Origin of the sequence: Caldicellulosiruptor kronotskyensis 2002, assembly GCF_000166775.1 — a bacterium.
GTDB classification, from domain to species: Bacteria; Bacillota; Thermoanaerobacteria; order Caldicellulosiruptorales; family Caldicellulosiruptoraceae; genus Caldicellulosiruptor; species Caldicellulosiruptor kronotskyensis.
Genome location: NC_014720.1, coordinates 1,289,597 through 1,310,146 on the forward strand (window position 1 = coordinate 1,289,597; position 20,550 = coordinate 1,310,146).

Consider the following 20,550-nt stretch of genomic DNA (forward strand, 5'->3'; position numbering starts at 1 on the left):
AATATGCTTGAAAGATATTCGTCACGTCTTATTGACCTTGCAGAGGGATTTTTAAACAAACACCTGAAAAATGCTAAAAGCTATGATAGACTTGCTGGCTACTTTAGCTCATCTATCTTAGAGATAGCAGGTGAAGCAATTGAGAGTATAGAAGGAGTTGCAAGGGTTGTTTGCAACTCTGAGGTTGAGAGCAAGGACGTTTTGGTGGCAAAACTTGCAAAACAAAAGCTTGTCAGGGAATGGTTCAAATCAAAACCTGAGCTTAAGGCTGAACAGTTTCCAGAGAGGTTTAAAAAACTCTATGAACTTCTGAAAAGCGGTAAACTTCAGGTAAGAGTTGTACCAAATGATCTGTATGGACTTGTACATGGCAAAGCCGGTGTCATAAATCTATCAGATGGTAGAAAGATTGCATTTGTTGGGAGTGTCAATGAAACCCTACCTGCCTGGAAAGGCAACTACGAGATACTTTGGGCAGATGACAGTATTGAGAGCGTGGAATGGGTGCAAAATGAGTTTGACTTTTTCTGGAATAATCCTTATGCTTGTGAGCTTTGTGATTTGATAATTGAAAATATAGGAAGATTGGCAGAAAGAAATATAGTTAACATTGAGGAGTGGAAAAAAGAGCCTGATCCTGCATCTCCTGTGATAGAAGCACCTGTTTACCGGGAAGGTTTTGGGCTTTGGAATCACCAAAAGTATTTTGTAAAAATGGTGTTTGAAGAGCACTGCAAAGATGGAGCAAGATACATTCTTGCAGATGAGGTTGGACTTGGCAAAACCGCCCAGCTTGGTATGATTGCTCAGCTAACAGCGCTCTATGGAGACAAACCTGTTTTAATAATTGTTCCAAAGACACTTTTATGGCAGTGGCAGGATGAGCTCAAAACAATATTTGATATACCTTCTGCTGTGTGGGATGGGAAAAGATGGATAGTTGAAACAGGGCAAGAGTACAGGGCACAGGCAAATGGCATACCTCCAATCTTACAGTGTCCAAGGCGAATAGGAATAATTTCACAAGGCTTGATTACCTCTAATTCGGATATTGTAAAGCCTCTTTTGGACCTTGAGTATGAATGTGTAATTGTTGATGAGGCGCACAGGGCAAGGCGCCAAAATTTAAATAAGCCTGCTGAAAAGCCAGAGCCTAATAACCTTATGAAGTTTTTACTTGAGCTATCACAAAAGACAAAGACAATGATTTTAGCAACTGCAACTCCAATTCAGCTACATCCCATTGAGGGTTGGGACCTTCTGTATATACTAGCACAGGGATCTCAAAAGGTTTTAGGCGATGCATTTAGCCTGTGGCAACTGAGACCTTTAGAAGGAATTGATTATGTGAGGGGAGAAAAAGAAATTTCAAGTAAGGCTTATTACTGGAGCTGGATAAGAAATCCTCTGCCTCCCTCAAGTGAAAATCCATTTACAATTGGGAAACTCAGAAGATCACTTGGTATGGGTGACGATGAGTATGTTTCATATGATGATTATGATGCACTTTTGCCATCCCAGCAGGATATCGTAGATGAGCTTATAGAAGAAAACTTCATGGAAAAGTATAATCCTTTTATCAGACATATTGTCAAGAGAAAAAGAAGTACACTTGAAAATACAATTGATCCAGAAACAGGTGAGCCGTATCTTAAGAAGATTGATGTTGTCCTTTTTGGTGAAGGTGATGATGAAGGTCTTGTACTTTCTGCACCACTCAAAAAAGCTTATGAATATGCTGAAGAATTTACAAATTTACTGAGGCAGAAAACAGGCGCGAAAGGGTTTTACAAGACACTACTTTTGCGAAGGATGGGCTCTTCTATGCAAGCAGGCTTGAACACTGCGAAAGCAATTTATGAAAAGAGAGCAATTGTTAAAGACGACTTTTCTGAAGAGGATGAAGACGATGAAATGCCTGATAGAATTAGTATCACAGGCAGGGATGAGCTTTTCTGTTTGGAAGAAATAATAGATCTTCTTGAATATAACAAAGACAAAGACCCAAAGCTAAACAAAATTTTGCATATCTTAAACGACATGGGGTGGCTTGAAAGAGGCTGCATAATCTTTTCTGAGTACTTTGACACAGCTTGGACCATTGCACAAAAGTTGTCTTCAGCTATGCCAGACAAGAACATAGCAATTTATGCGGGTGGTGATAAATCTGGCATTATCAAAAATGGATTTTATTCAAAGGTAGAACGGGATGAGATAAAAGAGCTTGTGTTAGACGGTAAAATTAAACTTATGATTGGAACAGATGCCGCTGCAGAAGGTTTGAACTTGCAAACACTTGGTGCTCTTATAAACGTTGACCTTCCATGGAATCCAATAAGACTTGAGCAGCGCCAGGGAAGAATAAAAAGAATAGGTCAGCAATTTGATAAGGTTTATGTGTATAACTTAAGATACAAAGATTCTATTGAAGATAAGATACATGCGGTTTTGTCTGGCAGAATAAAAGCTACATATGACATGATTGGATCACTTCCAGAGATTATAAAAGATGAGTGGATGGAAATTGTCAAAACGGTTGAGATACTAAATTCCGAACATCCATTTGATATAAAATATAAGGAACATGTCGAAAAAGTCGACTGGGAAAGTTGTAAAAGAATTTTGGACAATGAGCAAAGGAAAGAGTGGTTGTGTAGGGGGTGGAAATAGTGACATTTGCAGTTATGCAGTTATATAGTATATTTTTCGACAAAGTTCGACAAATAATTAAGATTTTAGTGATAAAATATTTATAAGATTCCAAATAGGTATTCGAAGCTGAGAGGTGGAAGTTAAGTGGGAAAAGTTTATATATCCAAAGTTGTAGTAGAAAATTTTAGATGTTTTAAAGGAACTGAAATAGGTTTGGAAGAAGACTTAACATTGATAGTTGGCGAAAATGATAGTGGTAAGTCTTCTTTTTTAGATGTTTTTAGAATAATTTTTAGTGTGAATAATAAAGCGAAAAAGCAGGATAAAAAGTTAGAAATAGAAGAAGGAGATTTTTTTGTAAGAAAAAGTGAGCATGAAAAAAACGAAAGTGATTTTATAAATGAACCAATTAGAATAAGAATTGAGCTTTCAAATGGAGACGTTGTAGAGTATATAAAAAAAGACTTAAATGAAGATCCTTTATTATGCCTATGTAAATCGACAGATGAATTTAGAGAATACATTCAAAATCCAGACTTAGTCAACAATTTAAGTGAGGAAAAATTAAAAAAAGTTATAAGCCAATTGGGTGGTAATATTGGTTCTCGTAGTAGCTTAGAGACTTTAAGAAAAAAATTCAGTGATATATTAGAAGAGAAGAAAGAAGAAATTATTAATAAAGAAAAAATTTCTGTTGAGATAGATAGACTTGATGATTATTTATATGAATATTTTGATTTTTTATATCTTGATGGAAAAACATTCTATAATGTAGATGATATTTTGTATAAATTATATTTAGAAGAAAGTTTAATGGGTATACTTGATGAACCTATAAAAATTGGTGAGTATGATAAAAAAATTTCTGAAATTATAAACGGAAAAATTGAAAACATTATTAAAGACAAAGAAAAAGAAATAAATGAACTTTTATTAAAAGATATAAAAAATTTTCTTCCAGAAGTTAAAAGAATAAGTTTATTACATGAATTGGATGGAATTGAAAAGAATATAAGCAAAAGTATTAAGATTAAAGTGTTTTTAAATGAAGATAATAATGACCAGGGAATAATGCTAACCAAAAAAGGTGATGGAACAAAACGACGAATGACATTAGCACTACTTAAATATGCAGAAAAAAAGGATTTTAAGAAGCCTATTCTTTATCTTTTTGATGAACCCGATACGCATTTACATGTGAGAGCGCAATATGAGTTGATGTCAATTATTGAAAAGTTAAAGATGGATAACCAGATAGTAATGACAACACATTCGCCCTTTATAATTAACTATGTTTTGCCGAAAAAAATTGTGTTGTTTGAAAAAATAAATGGGGAAACGAAAGTTGAAAAATCATTTATGAATGAAAGAGCAGAGGATGAAATAAGAGAACTGTTTAGGGAATTAGGAATAGAAAATAGCGATTTATTCTTTACCAGAAAAGTAGTGCTTGTAGAAGGATCGACAGATGAAGAAGCATTGAATATCCTTTATGAAAAATTATATGATAGGATGTTGTACAATGATTTGATAAAGATAATTCACATTAAGGGATGTGACAAAGCGGAACCATTTTGTAGAATAATACAAGAGTTTATGCCATATATCAAGTTGTATGTGTTTATAGACAATGATATTTGGAACAATCCGAATCACAGTTTTCGCAAATTTATTGGAGAATGCAAAAAAAGAAACATTGTTTTAGATGTTATTTCCGTGGGTGAAAAAGAATTTGAAGATGCATTTACTGATGAAACGATTAAAAGAACTATCCAAAAAATTATAAATGATATTATTACTCCTGATTTAATAAGTGAAATTGATAAATGGGTTTTAAATTTGCGTAAAAAACTAAGTGGTGACAAAAAAACAAAATATAGTGAGGAAATTAAGGAATTTATAAATAGTATCTTCGACCGAAATCAAGTTGATTTATCGATAGAAAAAGGATGTATTTTACCTGAATTGGCAAAGAACTGTGAGGTTAGTGAAATACCATTTGAGGTTAATAAATTATTTGAAAAATTACGAGAGGAATAAACTATAATACCAATGAGTCTTCTTTATCAGTTATTAAGTAAAGTTGTTCTTGTCTTTAAGCGAGGAGAAAAGATATGGTAAAGAGGGAAATTTACAAAATTTATTTATGTGTTGTTCAAAATGTTCAAAAATTTATGAATCTTATCAAAAAAATAATGAAAAATGAAAAAACAAAAATATTCCATGAAATATTATTAAGATCATTATTTATAAGTTTTGGGTTAGCAATCTTTTTTTTCATAGTACTCATAATATTTGAAAAATTTATGCAAGAAAGTTTTACTACAATTACACTCTCTTTTATCATAAAACGCTTTTTAGGATTAACTTTTTTAAGTTATATTGTTATATTAATGATTAATATTCCAAGAAATACATTAAAAGAAGCTCAAGACCCTATAATTGAAATTATTACTATTCCTCTTTGTGTCATGTTTTTGCTGATATGGCTTTTGATATGGATGGAAATAGGATTAAATCCTAATATATACTTTGGGATATTTTTTATTGTAAGTGTTTCTTTAATTATATTGCTTATCTCATATGTTAAGTTAGCTTTAGAGTGTTCGTCTTTTATAGTCGGTATTTTAGCAATTTTATTTTATTATGTCTTAGTGATTTGTATCACAGGTTTATATTTTGGTGTTTATTATGCTTTTACATTTTATCATTTAAACCTTAATAGCGAGAACATAAATTACATTAAAATTCTTAAAATAGCAATACCTTATTTTTATGAATTTCCCAGTAAGGAATTTTTATGTAAAATATCGCTTCTACAATTTTATTTTGGAAAAATATTAGATATAATATTTACAAGTTTTGTTATTGGAAAAACAATAGAAAAAGCTTCTAAACAAAATTTAAAGTTGTTGAATAAATAATTATTCCATAAATATTAATTTTAACAGTTACTATTACATGTAATTCAATTAGATGTAATTTATACCCATTGTAAAAACCTAACTAATACATACTCCTGTTCCTGCTTCTTTGTCACCCTTCAAACTTCTCAAAGGGGTAGAAATCTTTGACACAATTTTTTATCTGTGGGTCGATGAGTTAAAGACAAGGAGGATGGAGCGAAGAAGGAGCAAAGATTATGGTAAAGTTATTGAGCTTGAAGTATAATGGTGTAAACTTAAGAAAGGCGTATTTAAATGAGATTTGTCCGAAGGCAGAAAAGAGAGACAGAAGTGAATAAGTAGTGAAAGAGATCATGAGAAAAAATATTAAGAGGATAAAGGAGTAGGTTGAGGAAACAAGGAATAATATACCAATTCTGGAGAGAGGAAAAGTTGGTTTATTGTTTAGGGTATTGAAAACCTTAAGTACTGGAGATTTCTTAAATGCAATAGTATTTTAATAAAAAGATTTTCCTACAAACTTCTTAACACTATCGCTTTTAATCCTCATATTGACATGTTGTCCAAGTATAGTATATAATTAAAGCAAATTTTATATACAAGATATAAAAATAAAATGAGTAAGATAGAAGTGCTTCAAAAATTACTTCAAGAAATGCCTGAAAAAAGTGAAGTACTTTATTTGCTTGGACTTGAATATGCGGAAAATGGTGATAGTACTGCTGCTATGAATTATTTTATAGCAGCGTTGAAGAATTGTAATGAGAAAGATCTTAAGCTTTTAATTGTAGAGGCTATGAGTAGTGTTGTTAAAGAAGAGAAGGCTCCACAAATGGATTTAAAAGAGAATTCTAAAATTTCAGATATACAAGAGGACGAAAAGGTGGTGAAAATTGAAGAGTATTCAAATTCCCAAAAAGAGTGCTTAGAAGTAGACCATGAATTTGAGGCAAATGATGAATTTGATGAGGATGAAGAAATTGTGAAAGAAGAGGAATATGAAGAAGCTGAAAGGGAAGAATTAGAAGAGGAATTTGAAGAAGTCGAAGAAGCAAGCGATAATGATAAATATTTAGAAAATGTTATTGACTTTCAAGTTTTTAAAACTAAAAGAGAAATATACAAATTTATTAAAGAAAGAGAAGAAAAGATTACTTTTAGTGATATCGGCGGCTATGAGGAGCTAAAAAACATACTAACTATAAGGATTATAAAACCTCTTTTTAATCCATCTATTTTCCAGAAATTTAGGAAAAGGATAGGTGGAGGTATTCTCTTTTATGGGCCACCAGGCTGTGGCAAGACATTTTTTGCACGGGCTTTAGCAGGTGAGTGTAATTTGCCTTTTTTAGCTGTTAACATTTCTGATATACTTGATCCATATCTTGGGCAAAGCGAAAAAAACTTGAAAGAAGTTTTTGAGTATGCTCGCTTTCACAAACCGTGTGTACTTTTCTTTGATGAAGTTGATACATTTGGCTATAGCAGAGTAAAACAAAGACAGGAGTCCTTCCGAGTGCTCACAGATGAATTACTGTTGCAGATGGACGGATTCAAATCTGAAAATGAAGGAATACTTATTATTGGTGCTACCAATACTCCATGGGATTTAGACATGGCTTTATTAAGACAAGGAAGATTTGACAGGCTGATATTTGTTCCACCTCCTGATTTAGAAGCTCGAAAAGAAATTTTCAGAGTAAAGTTGATGGGAAGACCTGTGGATGGTGAGATAAATTACGATTTATTAGCGCAAAGGACTTCTTTTTTCTCAGGAGCAGATATTGAAAATGTAGTAGAAACTGCTGCAGAAGCAATTATAGATGACATATTGAGTGGAGGGAAAGAAAGAGGAATAACTACTGAAGATTTGCTTAAAGCAATTGAAAAGGTTAAACCTTCAACTATTGAATGGCTGCGCATCATGAAAAACTATATTACTTTCGCAAATGAAGATGGAAGGTTTGATGATGTTGCAAAGTTTATTAACAAATACTGCAAACATTTATAAATATGGGTGGTGAGAAGAGATGGAGAGGAACCAGAAACTTTTTGAACCCGTATTAGGAAATTATGAGAGTAAAAGAATTTATAAATCTCAAAACTTTTGGTGGGTAGCTATTCTTGCGGGCATTATACCTTTAGCAGCTGTTTGTATTGGAAATTTAAAGACAATGGGTGTCAGCAAGAAAATAATTAGTTTATTTGTATTATTAGCTATTCTATTATATGCCGCTGAAGCTTGTGTTATTACTTATGAAACAATTACAGCAATAAGAGAGAGAAAGACTAAAGAGCAAATTGTTGACATCAGAGAACGGTTAAAGAAATCAAATGAGATTGCGAATGAAAAAAGAAATGATATTAAATCTTACAGGAAAATTATTGTAAGATTATTTAATGTACTATATTTACTCCTTTATAGAATCTTAGAAAAGAGACAGATTGTATATTATAATGCTGTAAAAAATGGTTTTTACAAATCAATGGCAGCTGTTGTGTTTGTAGGAATTATAATACAAGTAGGCATAGGATTAGCTATAGGAGCGGTAGTTGCTAAATTAGTATGGGGGTCATGAGATATGCGGGGAGACCTTGTCTTGCATTATTTAGAAAGTGGAAATTATAAAAAAGCACGTGAAGTTATTCAAAACATTTTACAAGAAGACCCTTTAAATGCAGAAGCATATATTCAACTTTCAGCTATAGAATTGGAATCTGGTAATCTGAAAAAAGCAGAAGATTATGCTAAAGAAGCTCTGAAAATTGATTCTAATAATAAAGTTGCATGGGCTGTTTTAGGGCAGATTTATCACCATCAAAAAGATTATTCTCAGGCTGAGAGATGTTATTTGCAGGCTTTAAAGATAGATAATGTTTATGTAGAAGTCTTAGCTTGTTACAGCGAACTTTTAATTGAAACAGGTTTTATTGAAAAGGGCTTAGAAATTTTAAAATATGCCAAGTCTTTGGAACCCACAAATGATTTAATTTTAGAAAATGAATTTTTTGTAAATCTTTACAATAGAAATTTTGAAAAGGCTAACAAGACAATTAAAAAATTGTTTACATCTTCAGGTAAAATTGGTAGTGTATATAAATTATTAGTTTTGTATGAAGTCAATAGAGGAAACTTCAAAAAGGCGTATAATTATGCTAAGCTTGCTTGGCAAGAATATCCAAATGACCAAGATATGCTTATGGTTTTGGAGTATTTGAAAATGCTAAACTCACCTTTGCTTTATTTTAACCGCCTCTTTTTGAAATTACCATATGAATTATTTTATATCTTATTTTTGGGTGGCTTTTTGTTATTAAGTCTAATAAAAATGTATATACTGGCTGCTGTTTGGGTTACTATATTTGGCTTTATTTATATGATGATATTTGTAATGCCGATTGTATATAAATTCAGCGAATTTGTTAAAAAAGCTTTTATAGGATTATTTTGTAAAAGGAAATATTAATATTATTGCCATATTTACTTTACATATGAGTAACTAAATGAACATCCCAGAGACATTTTCTTGTCATATTAGCACTTTCGACACAGGTGCAAAGATTTTTTTGGATGATCAAACACAAAATTTTGACTTGAGTGCTATTCGCAACTTAAAAATGTTCCAGGTTATAATCTCTTTACATGAGGTGTTTTGAGAGAGATTTTTGAGTATGAGGAGTGTGCTACAAGCATTGCTATTATTAAAGCATGGAAAGATTTTATATACTGTAATTCAATCGATGAGGTAAAACAAAAACAACAAATCGGTACTTCATCTGCTAATTTGAAAGTAAAGAGGAAAAATAGACTTATAGGAAGAGAAATTCTGGTCAGAACAGAAAAATATAAGTGAATATTCTAAGCTAAATCAGATAGTTATTGATTATTTGAAAGGATTTTAATGGCAATTTAAGTATGAGAGCAACTCATAGATTAAAATTTTGTTTGATATCAAATAAGATATTAATCCTTGCACACCAAACAAATGTATGGTATAATCAAATCAATAGTTAATTTTAAATCTGGAGTATGATGTTGCAATGAGGACTCAAATTACTTTTTTTCGCCAAAAAGTTGTGCCCATAGTGAAATGGGCGGGTGGTAAAAGGCAGATAATAAAGAGTTTACTTGAAAAACTGCCAAGCCATTTTTCCACATATTATGAACCTTTTTTAGGTGGCGGAGCACTTTTGATAGAGCTTTATAATAGAGGAATTTTAAAGAATGCTGTTGTTTCGGATATTAATCTTGAACTCATAAACCTTTACACTGCAATTAAAAATTGTCCAGATGAGGTAGTTTACTATATTAAAAATTTGGATTTTAAAAACACCGAAGACAATTATTATAAGGCAAGAGAACTTTACAATTCTATTAAAATAAAAAATATGAGTACAATTGAAAGTGAAAACTTACTCAAAGCAGTGTTATTGCTCTATTTGAACAGACACTGTTACAATGGGCTTTACAGAGTGAATTCAAAAGGCGAATTCAATGTTCCTTTTGGAAGATATAAAAATCCTAAAATGCCAACCAGTGAAGAAATATTTGCCTTTTCAGAAATGCTACGATCTGTTGAAATTTTACATGCAGACTTTGAAGAAGCAGTGAAAAAAGCTTCTGAGTTTGATTTTATATATTTCGATCCTCCATACATGCCTGTGTCCAAAACAGCTAATTTTACTGATTACACAGTTGCAGGTTTTTCAAAAGAGGAACAAGTAAGACTGAAAAATGTTTGTGATAACCTGAGCAAAAAGGGTTGTTTTGTTATGGTAAGCAACTCAGATTCAGAGTTTATAAGAGATCTTTATAGAAATTACAACATTGAGGTAATAGAGGCAAAAAGGCTCATTAATTCAAGTGCGGAGAAAAGGATTGGCCATAAAGAAGTTATTATAACTAATTACTGAAAAGAAGGTGTTATTGTGTCGCCTGGTGGAAGAGGTACTTGGACAGGGAAGGTTCATGAAAAATTGATTCAACAAGCATTGTTATAAAATTACCCTGGTGCGTTTAAAGAACAAGTTGTGGTTGGCAATGATCTCTTTGGGAATAAATATAAAGCTGATTTTGTTTTAAATGACGAGATAATTATGAGTGCTAAATGGCAGCAAACACGCGGGACCGCAGAGCAAAAAATAGTTTATGAGATAATCACCTTGGTTAAAATTTTAAAGGAAAATCCAAAGTATAAAAAAGCTTATATTATAATTAGTGGAACAGGATATACTAAGAAAGCAAAAGATTTTTATTTAAATCAAAAACATGTTGACTATATAAAAGAGGGGAACTTGGTAGAAATAATATCTTTTGAAGATTTTGTCAAAAGATCAAATTTAAAATTACTGTAAAAGTAGAGAGATATTAAAAAACTCAAAAGGGCTAAATGCGAATCTGTCAGTGCCTTAGCCCTTTTCCATTTTAACCTGTGCCTCATACCAGTCAACAAACTGCTTAGCTGTTCTTGCTGAACGGCCGTTGTAATTCATCTCCCACTGCAGAGCAAGCCTGTGAAGCTTTTCTGTAATCTCAATTCCTCTTTTCTTTGCAATCTCATCAACAATTGCAAGGTATTCTTGCTGGGTTGGGGATGGGTATGTGACCACTATTCCAAACCTGTCAGCAAGAGAAAGTTTTTCATCTAAAGTGTCGTTAAAGTGCACTTCATCATCAGAAAGACTGCTTCTGTCGCTAAACCTTTCTTTTACTAAGTGTCTTCTGTTTGAGGTTGCATATATCACAACATTTTGGGGCATTGCCTCTAAAGACCCTTCTAAAATGGCTTTTAGTTTGGTATAATTTTCCTCAATGTCTTCAAAAGACAAATCGTCTACAAAAATTATGAATTTAAGCGGGACATCTCTTAAGATTCTAATTAGCCTCGGAAAAGTGTAAAGTTGGTCTTTGTACACCTCAACAATTCTCAAACCCATGTGATGAAACTCGTTCAAAAGCGCCTTTACAGTTGATGACTTTCCAGTTCCTCTGCTGCCATAAAGCAGGATATTGTTGACTCTTTGACCATTTAAAAACGCTAAGGTGTTTTCAACAACAATCTTCTTCTGCCTGTCAATATTTACAAGGCTATCTAATCTTATTGGGTCTAAGTTCTCAATGCCAATTAGCTTCTTGCCATCCCATGAAAAACCTTTGTATTTTGCAAAGATTCCAAAGCCATTTTGCCTGTGAAATTCTACAAGCTCCTCAATTAAACTGCTCCAGCAAGTTTTTTTTAAAAATTTTTCAATGATGGTTTTTGTAGAATTATCAATGATGTTGTGCAATATGGTATTTGTGCCTTTGAGCTCTAAAAAACTTTCAGCTAAAAAGTTTGGCAAGGCAGCAGATTCTTTTAAATAATCTTTTATCTCTTTTGCAGAAAAGTTTGATATAAACTCAAGGCAGTCTAAATCATAAGCTGCAGCTTTTTTAAGACTTTCATCTATTGCTCTGTTGTTAATACTATTTGCTGCTAATTTCGTAAAAGTATTTTCGCTAAAGAGAATTTTCTCAATAATGTATTCCTTTAAACTACAGCCTTTACCAGCTTCTAAAAGATTGTAATAAACTGTGCTATAAAGATTTACAATTCTTGCAAAATCCTGATTTCCATCGTCGATGTAGCAGATAAGATTGTACAGCTTTTCAAGAACATTATCATGAATAAGGTTTCGATAGACTTTTAGGTTTTCAAAACACAGTCTGTAGAGCTTTATTTTCTCATTCATCACTGTTATATCTCCTTTTGTCTATAAATTAAATCTTTTGTAAAGTTTTTAAGTCAGTTATGATCTATTGTCTTTTAATTTTATTTTAGGACAACAGATGTCTTTTGAAAAGCTTTTTATTCAAAATAAGTATTTATGTTTTTTTAACTTCGCATAAAATTTGAACTTTTTTAGAAAAGCGGTTTGAATATAATAAGAAATTAGCTACAATTTTCCCTTTCTTGTTCAAGTCATTTGGCAGCATGACAGGTTTGTCTTAAACGGGCGTAGTACACTTCCTATCGGAGTATATAAAAATTCCTGCGAAAATTGAAAATAACACAAAAGAAAGGAGGTGAGTTTAATAAAATGTAAGTTTAAATGTTTCTTGAAAAAGTTGAAGTAAAATTCAAAACAACAACATGAATATCTATGGTATAATAAAATTTCGAAGGAGTGTGATAGTTTGGCAAATGTTTTTTTGTTTTTTATAGGATTCATAGGGGGAATAGCAAGTTTACTTTTGTATCTGAAATTTCATTTTCCAAAACTTTCAAAAAAATCTTCTATCAAGCTTGTACCAACTGCAAGGTCATTTGATGAGCTAAAAGAGATGTTCAGTGCTACAAAAGAAGATGTAGAAAATGAGCTAAACAGCTATTTAGAGTTTTCCACAATTGAAAAAGGAAAAAAACTTGCTGAGAAAATATTTTGCCATGTGACAGTGTGTTTGGGGATACTTGCTTCTTTGGAAAGATTTGGCGTAAATCCAAATGAAGTTTTAGAAGAGTTGAAGAATGAAAATATAGTTCGAGAAGAGCGCAAAAGATAAAGAAACTAATAACAATGACAAGATTGCTGGAGCTGTCCAAGCAGATGAATAGGCAGCTCCATTTGTTTTATACAGCTAACTTACTTCTTGTTATTTTTGATATATTGCATCATAGAGTTCAATCAAAATAAAATTTTCTTTACATCACATGATCAAAAAGTCATAATAATCTTGAGGTGAGATTTATGCCTAAGCAAACGTTTTTGAACCTTCCAGAAGAAAAGAGGAAGCTTATAACAGATACGTTAATAAAGTACTTTTCACAAAAACCTTATCATGAGGTTGATATATCAGATATTGCAAAAGAGTGCAAAGTTGCAAAAGGGAGTATGTACCAGTATTTTGAAAACAAAAAAGACATGTACTTTTATACAATAGAGGTTTCTTATCAGAGGTTTTTAAGTCTTCTTGAAAGCCTTAATATGGGGCGTATAAATATTTTTGAGTACTATGAAAATTCGTTAAATAGTGTATGGCTTGCAATGAAAGAACTAAAATATGAATACATGCTTATAGAAAGAGCGTTTTTTTCACATGATGCCCCTTTCAAAGATGAAGTAAATGAGAGATTTTTAAAACAGTCAAGAGATTTTTTGATAAAAGTTATAAAATACAACCAAGAAAAAGGGATTATAAGAGATGATATTGATGCGACCGTAATTGCCATATTTTTAGAAGGTGCAGGCTTCTATATGAAAAAGTTTATAATAGAACAAGCTCTGCAAAATATGTCAACTACACTTGAGATTGATATAGAATACTTCAAAAAGGCTATGTCGCAGTTTTGGACACTATTAAAAGAAGGAATTGGGAAAAAGTAAAAATATAAATATGACTTGACAGTCATATGACCAATGAGTCATAATATATAGTAGTAATATAAAAAATAAGGGAGATGAATCTAAGTGTTTGTGAAGGTTGAGAATCTTTCAAAGGTCTACAGGATGGGCCAAAATACAATCAAGGCGCTCGATGAAGTTAGTTTTGAGCTCGAAAAAGGAAAAATCTACACTGTGATAGGGCCATCTGGGTCAGGTAAAACAACGCTTTTTAACATCATTGGCGGGCTTGACAGGGCAGATGAAGGCAGAGTTTTTGTAGATAGAAAAGAGATAACTGCAATGGATCAAAAAAGGCTTTCTGAGTACAGGCGCGACTATGTGGGTTTTGTATTTCAGTTTTTTAACCTCATAAATGGTCTTACGGTATATGAAAATGTGCTCTCAAGTGCACATCTTAGCAAAAATCCCTTGGATATTGATATGGTATTAAAAATGATGGATGTCTATTCTGAAAAGGACAAATTTCCTTTTGAATTGTCTGGCGGACAGCAGCAAAGGGTGGCAATTGCAAGGGCAGTTGTCAAAAACCCTGCATTGATTTTGTGCGATGAGCCAACAGGTGCTCTTGACTATGACAGCAGCAAACTTGTGTTAAAACTTTTAGAAGATGTAAATAAAAAGTTTGGTACAACCATTTTGATAATTACACACAACCTTGCAATTTCTAAAATGGCAGATGCTACGTTGAGGCTGAGGTCAGGTAGACTTGTAGAATTTTCAAAAAATCCTCAAAAGATTTCTGCTCAAGAGGTGACATGGTGATGGTCATCAAAAAAATTCCCCTGCGAGTAATCAAGAGAGAGTTTTTACAGTTCTTTTCTATAATGCTGCTTGTTGCTATTGCCACAATGACATATACACTTTTTGCTGTGTCAATGCAGGATATAGATTACAACTATGAAATGTTCAAAAACAGATACAATCAGGAAGATGGGAATTTTATTACTGCAAAAGAGGTTGATATAAAACTTCTACAAGAAAAATTTAAAATTAATGTAGAACAAAGGTTATTTACTGATGTCCAAAATGACCATTTTACCTTAAGAGTTTTTTCAGTGCCAAAAGAAATAAACAAACCATATATAGAAAAAGGCAGAATGCCATCAAAAGGCGAAATACTCATAGACCCTGCTTTTTACAAAAAACACAAACTCAAAATAGGGTCAGTGCTGACTGTCGGTAGAGAAAATTTCAAGGTTTCAGGCATTGCTTATCTTCCAGATTATATTTACATCATTAAAAATGACCAAGACTTACTTCCTGACCCTGAGCATTTTGGTTTTGCTCTTATAAATGAAGATGAGATGAGAAGACTTTTCAACATTTTTCCTGTTCATTATTATTGTTTCAAAGGTAAAGTTGAAAACATTGACAAGTTTAAAGAGTTTTTAAATAACAACTGGGGGCTTTTGAAATTTGTACAAAGAGATCAGAATCCGCGAATAACGTATACAGAGATAAAAGTTAAAAATGCAAAGAACTTAACTTTGCCACTCAGTCTTTTTATAATTCTTGTATCATCTTTTATACTCTTTATTGTCATGCGAAGGGTAATAAATACTATGCATGCTGAAATTGGTACAATCTATTCAATGGGATATACACAAAAAGATGTACTAAAAGTCTTCATGAGGTTTCCACTTTATATTTGGCTTTTTGGTTCTATCTTCGGTGTTGTACTTGGAGTTATTGAAGCATCTCCTTTTGCACAGTTTTACAGGTCATATTTTGCATTACCAAAGATAAAGTCAATTTTGCCATGGCAGCACATATTTGTTGCGATGCTTCTCCCAGCCATATTTATATTTCTTTCAGGTTACCTTGCAATCAAGAACTTTTTCAAGCTCACAATTGTTCAGATGCTTCACGGCGTTGATGAAATAAAATTTGGCAAGCTTCCTTCAATAAAGTTTTTTGACAGATTTGAGTTTGGAACAAGGATTATGCTAAAATATGGCTGGCGTCATATTGGCAGGGAACTAATTTTGGCAGTTGGGATAATCTTTTCAACAATCCTTATGATGTATGGTATGACTGCAAAAGATTCGATCATAACTGCAATAGAAAGAACATATGAGAAAAATTTTAAGTACAATTATCTTTATTCTTTGAATTCTTCTTCTGCCCATCCTGAGATTAAGTTAAAAGCTACATCTGAGCCGTACAATATTTTGTCTTTTGACATTGAAGGGACAAAACTGAGTATTACAATTTACGGTATTAAAAGTAACTCAGATATGATAAAACTGTATGATGAAAAAGGAAAAGAAATCTCTGTGTCAAGTGAGCTTATCATAACCAAACCTCTTGCAAGCAAACTTGGTATTGGCGAAGGAGATAAGATTAAACTAAAAAACAAATTTACAGGCAAAGAATATACTTTAAAAGTGAAAAAAGTTGCCAACCTTCCTGTTGGGAACAATGGGTATATGGAACTTGAAAGTTTTAATAAGCTTTTTGGATATAGCAGTGGAGAGTATATTGGGATATTCTCAAAAGAAAAGTTGGAAATTCCACAGAGCTTAATTTTTGAAAGTTACACAAAATCTGAGCTTGTAAATACAATAAAGGCATCTGCTGGCGATTTATCAAAGACTATAGGTGTGATGGCGCTAATTGCTGCTGTGCTTGCTCTTTTGATTGTGTATGTTCTGTCTACTTTGACTTTAAATGAAAACAAGAAAAATATAGGAATTTTAAAAATGCTGGGGCACAGTGAAAGAAGTATTTTTAAAATGATTCTCGGTTTTAACTATATTTCGTTTTTAATAGGATTTGTTGCAGGAATTCCACTATCTAAAATTACAATGGATGGGCTTATGAGCACAGTGACAAAAGATATAGATTTTGCAATGAGCCTTGATTTGAGCGTGCAGAGTGTATTGTCTACATTTGTAATACTTCTTTTAGTCTTTCTAATTTCAAGGTTTTTGGCAAGGCAGAAAATAGCAAGGGTAATGCCGGTTGAGATATTAAAAGGGCAGCTTGATTGATGTCAAAAGGGCTGGCTTGCAAGAGAAAAAAGCTCAGCCCTTTTTGTTATGTCAAGTCCTTTTTGTCAAACCTTTTAATTGTTAAATACATTAAAGCAAATACGTACAAAAACCAATATATTCTCATGTATATACTATTTTTTGATATTCCTGCAAATGGGTCAATAGTTGAAAAGTCAATCAAATTGGATTTAAAAAGAATATTTGCCATCTCACGATAAATATTGTCAGTTGGCAAGATCAAGCTTGATACAATACCAATTGTCTGAAGTGTTGTTGATGCCTTTGAAAAATCTGCTATTGCATAGCCAATCTGTTCCAAAAAACCTCCTATCATTGCAAATCCAAACAGAAGTACAACAAGTATACCAGTTGCAAGGGTTGAGAACAATGTGCTGAAAAATGTTGTAACTGTCAAAAGGACTATAGCAATTAATTCAAACAAAAGCCATCCCAAAACTACCTGTGATATTGTGTGATCAATTGAAAATCCTAAAGTCTTGTTGATAGTGTAGATGCAAAAGAATATTGCAGTTGAATATAAAGTTATAAAAATCAAGGCACCTAAGTACCTCGCAAGCACATATTTCCAACGTGCAATTGGACGAACAATGATTGTGTGCACATTGTAATTTTCAATCTCAGACGAAATTATACCTGATGTTGCGAACACAACCAAAAAAGCAACCATCAGATGTGAAAAGTAAAACCCAAGCGATGAAAATACAGTAACCTGCTGCATTGCAAATGTCATCATGCCTCTTTGCTGCTTTAGATTTTCTGCTATTTCTTTTAAGCCCCAACTGTACAGAAACAAAAAGGCTGCTGACATCAAAATTGTAATCAAAAATATTTTCTTTCTCACAAATTCTTTAAAAGAGTATCTTATTATTGCCGCCATCAGAAAAACCCCTCTCCTATAACCTGCAAGAACACATTTTCAAGCTCTTGGGATTTTTTAACTTCGTATATCTTATAACCACTTTTCACAAATTCCTCAACAAGGATGGGTATGTCTTCATACGAAGAAAGTTCTACCTCTAAGGTATTTTGCAAATGAGTCAAGACATTTATATTTTTCAAACTCATAATTTCAAATAATTTGCTATCTACTTTATCCAGCACAAAAGTTACCTTTAAGGCTTTTCTTGTCAGCTCATCAATTGTACCCATCGCAAAGATATACCCTTTGTTGATTATAGCAACCATGTCGCAAACCTTTTCGACCTCAGACAAAAGGTGTGAGTTTAGAAACACTGCTGTTCCTTGGTTTTTTAATTCAATTATTATATTTCTCACATCAATTCTGCCAATTGGGTCAAGTGCAGAGGTTGGCTCATCTAAGAATATTATCTCAGGTCTGTTTAACATACTCACTGCAAGTCCAAGCCTCTGCTGCATCCCTTTGCTAAACCACCTTATCTTTTTGTCTTTGTGTTCAATTATACCTACCTTTTCAAGCAGAGAATAAATCTCATTTTTGTAGTTTTTCATTCTTAAAAGCTGGCAGTGAAATTCCATAACCTCATAAGCTGTCATCCAGTCAGGGTATTTAAAATTTTCAGGAAGATAGCCTATTTTTGATTTAATAACAATATCATCAAGAGGTTTCCCAAGCAAAAAAGCCTTTCCCCTTGTGGGTCTCAAAAGCCCCACAAGGGTTTTTACAAGTGTACTTTTTCCAGCACCATTTGGACCTAAAAGCCCAAACACCATAGGTTTTTCTATTTCAAGGTTTATATTAAAGCACCCGTTTTTAGACGAATATTCTTTTGTAAGGTTTTCTGTTTTCAGTATCAAGTATCATCCCTGCCTTTTTATTTTTCAGTTATTTTAGCAAATTTGCAAATTCAAGAAGCTTTTGCTCGGAGGTAGACTCTGCTTTAATATATTTTACACTATTATTGTGGTCCACCCATACGATTGTCCTATCATTAGGATTGTTTTTAAGGTAGACAACCAGTCCGTCATTGCCTCCAATTTTAATTTTCCTATAATCATACAGATCCTTGTTCACAGGTACAGGGAGTGTTGAAAGAGGGTCTTTGATTGAAAGAAGCTGAGACCTTATATTGTTTGGAACAAACGGTAAGTTTGCTATTGTTTCATATATTTTAACCTCATCTAATTCAACTGGGGTTGTTAACTTTGGAGTTTTTACAATTCCTATTTCTAATGAGGGTATCATATATACAGTGCCTTTTTTGGACTCTTCAGAATTTTTTACAGGATAGAACATTAAATTAAGTGCACCTTCCATAGTAAGCACAAACTCTTTTTGGTCAAGTGTTTGAGGTAGCAGGGTTTTGGAGCCAAGTGATTTTAAGAGCTGGTTTACTTTGTCAATGTCAAGTTTAAATTTTAATTCTATATTTGGATTCTCGTTTATCATCATACTCTTGATATTTTCTTTTTGCCAAAGATAAGCTATTTCATCGGGATTTATATTGTATTTTTTAAAAATGTTCTTTGCAGATTCAAATTCAGTTGAGTTTAATGATTCCACATATATGCTATTATTTTCTGAGCTTTTAAAATCAATTTTTCCAAATTGTTTTAAATCAATCGTGGAATTAGCATTAATTTGCTGAAGCTTGCTTTCAATTTCCTGAAGGTCGGAAATAGTAATTGCAACTGGCTCTATGGACGAAGCTCTGAAAATTTTCAAAGCATCTGACAAAGCCTTTCCAAATGGTGTAAATATTATGCTGACTAAAAAGACAAGTGCTAAAGCTGCTGCAAGAATAATCTTTCTATTTTTGTTAAGCATACCCAATAACCCTCCCTTTTTGTTATTTGCGCTTAAATTGTGGATTTTTTGCATTTTCGTAGATACAAACTCATCTGTCTCCTTCAGTTCATTGTAGAGTTTTCTGCACTTTCTGCACACAAGAAGATGTTTTTTTATTTGCAAACTTTCTTCTTTAGAAAGCACCCCATCAATGAGCTCTTGGAGCTTTCCTTCGCTATAGCACATCAAATATCACTCTCCTTCCCCCTCTTCATATATTTTTCTGAACTTCCTTTGAGCTCTTGCAATCATAGTGCCAACAGAATTCGGGTTTATATTCATAATCTTTGCTATCTCTTCATATGTATATCCGGAGTATTTCAAAATTAGTAGCTCTCTTTGTTCCTCAGGCAGTTTTTCAAGTGTCATTTTGACTTGAAGTATTTCAATATCATCTTCTGGGGCTTGAGAAAAAAGCAGATACTTTTCTCCGAAAGTAGTTCTTTTTTGCGATTTTAAGTAGTTTATTGCAAGATTTTTTGCAACAGTAATAAGCCATCCTTGGATATTATCCTCGCGAGGGGGATTTTTAATGAGCTTGTAGAAAACCTCCTGAGTAATGTCTTCTGCCTCTTTTGAACTTTTCAGCGTAAATAGCAGGTAATTTAGCACCTTTTGATAGTATTTAGAGTAAATCTGCTCGAAGTCCAGCGACTCAAAACCCCCTTTGTTTTTTTGTTTTCTAATATTATAAACAATTTAAAAACAGGATTTGTGACATGTTTTAAAAAAGAATATTAAGATATTTTTTAAAATTTCTGCATGCTAATTTATAATGTATTTGATATACTGCTGACGAAATAAAAGATAAAAAAACTGCAAA

The 20,550-nt window shown here is 32.6% G+C and carries 17 protein-coding genes and 3 pseudogenes; 14 read left to right on the forward strand and 6 right to left on the reverse strand.

Annotation, left to right across the window (positions count from 1 at the left end; translation table 11 throughout):
• Positions 1 to 3 precede the first annotated feature (3 nt).
• The 3 genes from CALKRO_RS05670 (at position 4) to CALKRO_RS05680 (ending at position 5,576) form a co-directional block, all read left to right on the forward strand.
• Complete coding sequence (locus CALKRO_RS05670) at positions 4 to 2,670, forward strand: phospholipase D-like domain-containing anti-phage protein (protein ID WP_013430104.1); 2,667 nt, start codon at positions 4 to 6, stop codon at positions 2,668 to 2,670.
• A 126-nt stretch (positions 2,671 to 2,796) separates the two neighbouring features.
• Complete coding sequence (locus CALKRO_RS05675) at positions 2,797 to 4,692, forward strand: ATP-dependent nuclease (protein ID WP_013430105.1); 1,896 nt, start codon at positions 2,797 to 2,799, stop codon at positions 4,690 to 4,692.
• A gap of 74 nt (positions 4,693 to 4,766) precedes the next feature.
• On the forward strand, positions 4,767 to 5,576 hold the full coding sequence (locus CALKRO_RS05680) for a hypothetical protein (RefSeq protein WP_013430106.1): 810 nt from the start codon (positions 4,767 to 4,769) through the stop codon (positions 5,574 to 5,576).
• Here CALKRO_RS05680 and CALKRO_RS14145 read toward each other — a convergent pair.
• Positions 5,554 to 5,751 (reverse strand): annotated as a pseudogene (locus tag CALKRO_RS14145) (ISNCY family transposase); the annotation flags it as partial. The gene CALKRO_RS05680 and the pseudogene CALKRO_RS14145 sit on opposite strands and share 23 nt — an antisense overlap.
• Before the next feature lie 7 nt (positions 5,752 to 5,758).
• Here CALKRO_RS14145 and CALKRO_RS13530 point away from each other — a divergent pair.
• The 7 genes and pseudogenes from CALKRO_RS13530 to CALKRO_RS05715 all read left to right on the forward strand — a co-directional run.
• Positions 5,759 to 6,058, forward strand: a pseudogene (locus CALKRO_RS13530) (ISLre2 family transposase); the annotation flags it as partial.
• A gap of 116 nt (positions 6,059 to 6,174) precedes the next feature.
• Positions 6,175 to 7,569: an ATP-binding protein gene (locus tag CALKRO_RS05690; RefSeq protein ID WP_041741606.1), complete on the forward strand. Its 1,395-nt coding sequence runs from the start codon at positions 6,175 to 6,177 to the stop codon at positions 7,567 to 7,569.
• Positions 7,570 to 7,588: 19 nt separating this feature from the next.
• Positions 7,589 to 8,137, forward strand: a complete 549-nt coding sequence (locus CALKRO_RS05695) for a hypothetical protein (RefSeq protein WP_013430108.1) — start codon at positions 7,589 to 7,591, stop codon at positions 8,135 to 8,137.
• A gap of 3 nt (positions 8,138 to 8,140) precedes the next feature.
• A complete protein-coding gene (locus CALKRO_RS05700; RefSeq protein ID WP_013430109.1) occupies positions 8,141 to 9,025 on the forward strand; it encodes a tetratricopeptide repeat protein in 885 nt (294 codons plus the stop codon).
• 186 nt (positions 9,026 to 9,211) lie between these two features.
• The gene (locus CALKRO_RS05705) at positions 9,212 to 9,412 is read left to right on the forward strand and encodes a hypothetical protein (protein ID WP_041741608.1); all 201 of its coding nucleotides are present in this window, start codon (positions 9,212 to 9,214) and stop codon (positions 9,410 to 9,412) included.
• 187 nt (positions 9,413 to 9,599) lie between these two features.
• Positions 9,600 to 10,472 (forward strand): DNA adenine methylase, encoded by an 873-nt coding sequence (locus CALKRO_RS05710; protein ID WP_013430110.1) that lies wholly within the window; start codon positions 9,600 to 9,602, stop codon positions 10,470 to 10,472.
• Positions 10,473 to 10,586: 114 nt separating this feature from the next.
• Positions 10,587 to 10,913 (forward strand): annotated as a pseudogene (locus CALKRO_RS05715) (PD-(D/E)XK nuclease superfamily protein); the annotation flags it as partial.
• 54 nt (positions 10,914 to 10,967) lie between these two features.
• Here the strand turns inward: CALKRO_RS05715 and CALKRO_RS05720 are convergent.
• Positions 10,968 to 12,290 carry an ATP-binding protein gene (locus tag CALKRO_RS05720; protein WP_013430111.1) on the reverse strand — a complete coding sequence of 441 codons (1,323 nt, stop codon included), beginning with the start codon at positions 12,288 to 12,290 and terminating at the stop codon, positions 10,968 to 10,970.
• Positions 12,291 to 12,735: 445 nt separating this feature from the next.
• On the opposite strand from CALKRO_RS05720, the gene CALKRO_RS05725 reads away from it, so the two are divergent.
• The 4 genes from CALKRO_RS05725 to CALKRO_RS05740 all read left to right on the forward strand — a co-directional run bounded on the left by CALKRO_RS05725 (position 12,736) and on the right by CALKRO_RS05740 (position 16,936).
• Positions 12,736 to 13,101, forward strand: coding sequence for a hypothetical protein (locus tag CALKRO_RS05725; RefSeq protein WP_013430112.1), 366 nt, complete (start codon positions 12,736 to 12,738; stop codon positions 13,099 to 13,101).
• A gap of 185 nt (positions 13,102 to 13,286) precedes the next feature.
• On the forward strand, positions 13,287 to 13,922 hold the full coding sequence (locus tag CALKRO_RS05730; RefSeq protein WP_013430113.1) for a TetR/AcrR family transcriptional regulator: 636 nt from the start codon (positions 13,287 to 13,289) through the stop codon (positions 13,920 to 13,922).
• Between the two features lie 84 nt (positions 13,923 to 14,006).
• The gene (locus CALKRO_RS05735) at positions 14,007 to 14,705 is read left to right on the forward strand and encodes an ABC transporter ATP-binding protein (protein WP_013430114.1); all 699 of its coding nucleotides are present in this window, start codon (positions 14,007 to 14,009) and stop codon (positions 14,703 to 14,705) included.
• Positions 14,705 to 16,936 carry an ABC transporter permease gene (locus CALKRO_RS05740; RefSeq protein ID WP_013430115.1) on the forward strand — a complete coding sequence of 744 codons (2,232 nt, stop codon included), beginning with the start codon at positions 14,705 to 14,707 and terminating at the stop codon, positions 16,934 to 16,936. Before CALKRO_RS05735 ends, CALKRO_RS05740 begins: the two co-directional genes overlap by 1 nt.
• Positions 16,937 to 16,982: 46 nt before the next feature.
• Here the strand turns inward: CALKRO_RS05740 and CALKRO_RS05745 are convergent, their stop codons facing one another.
• The 4 genes from CALKRO_RS05745 to CALKRO_RS05760 are packed head-to-tail and all read right to left on the reverse strand — an operon-like array spanning position 16,983 to position 20,339.
• Complete coding sequence (locus tag CALKRO_RS05745) at positions 16,983 to 17,837, reverse strand: ABC transporter permease (RefSeq protein ID WP_013430116.1); 855 nt, start codon at positions 17,835 to 17,837, stop codon at positions 16,983 to 16,985.
• A complete protein-coding gene (locus CALKRO_RS05750; protein WP_013430117.1) occupies positions 17,837 to 18,736 on the reverse strand; it encodes an ABC transporter ATP-binding protein in 900 nt (299 codons plus the stop codon). The genes CALKRO_RS05745 and CALKRO_RS05750 overlap by 1 nt, the downstream gene beginning before the upstream one ends.
• Before the next feature lie 28 nt (positions 18,737 to 18,764).
• Entirely contained in the window at positions 18,765 to 19,913 is a 1,149-nt protein-coding gene (locus tag CALKRO_RS05755) for an anti-sigma factor family protein (RefSeq protein WP_013430118.1), read from the reverse strand.
• 6 nt (positions 19,914 to 19,919) lie between these two features.
• Entirely contained in the window at positions 19,920 to 20,339 is a 420-nt protein-coding gene (locus tag CALKRO_RS05760) for a sigma-70 family RNA polymerase sigma factor (RefSeq protein WP_237699138.1), read from the reverse strand.
• Between the last annotated feature and the right edge of the window lie 211 nt (positions 20,340 to 20,550).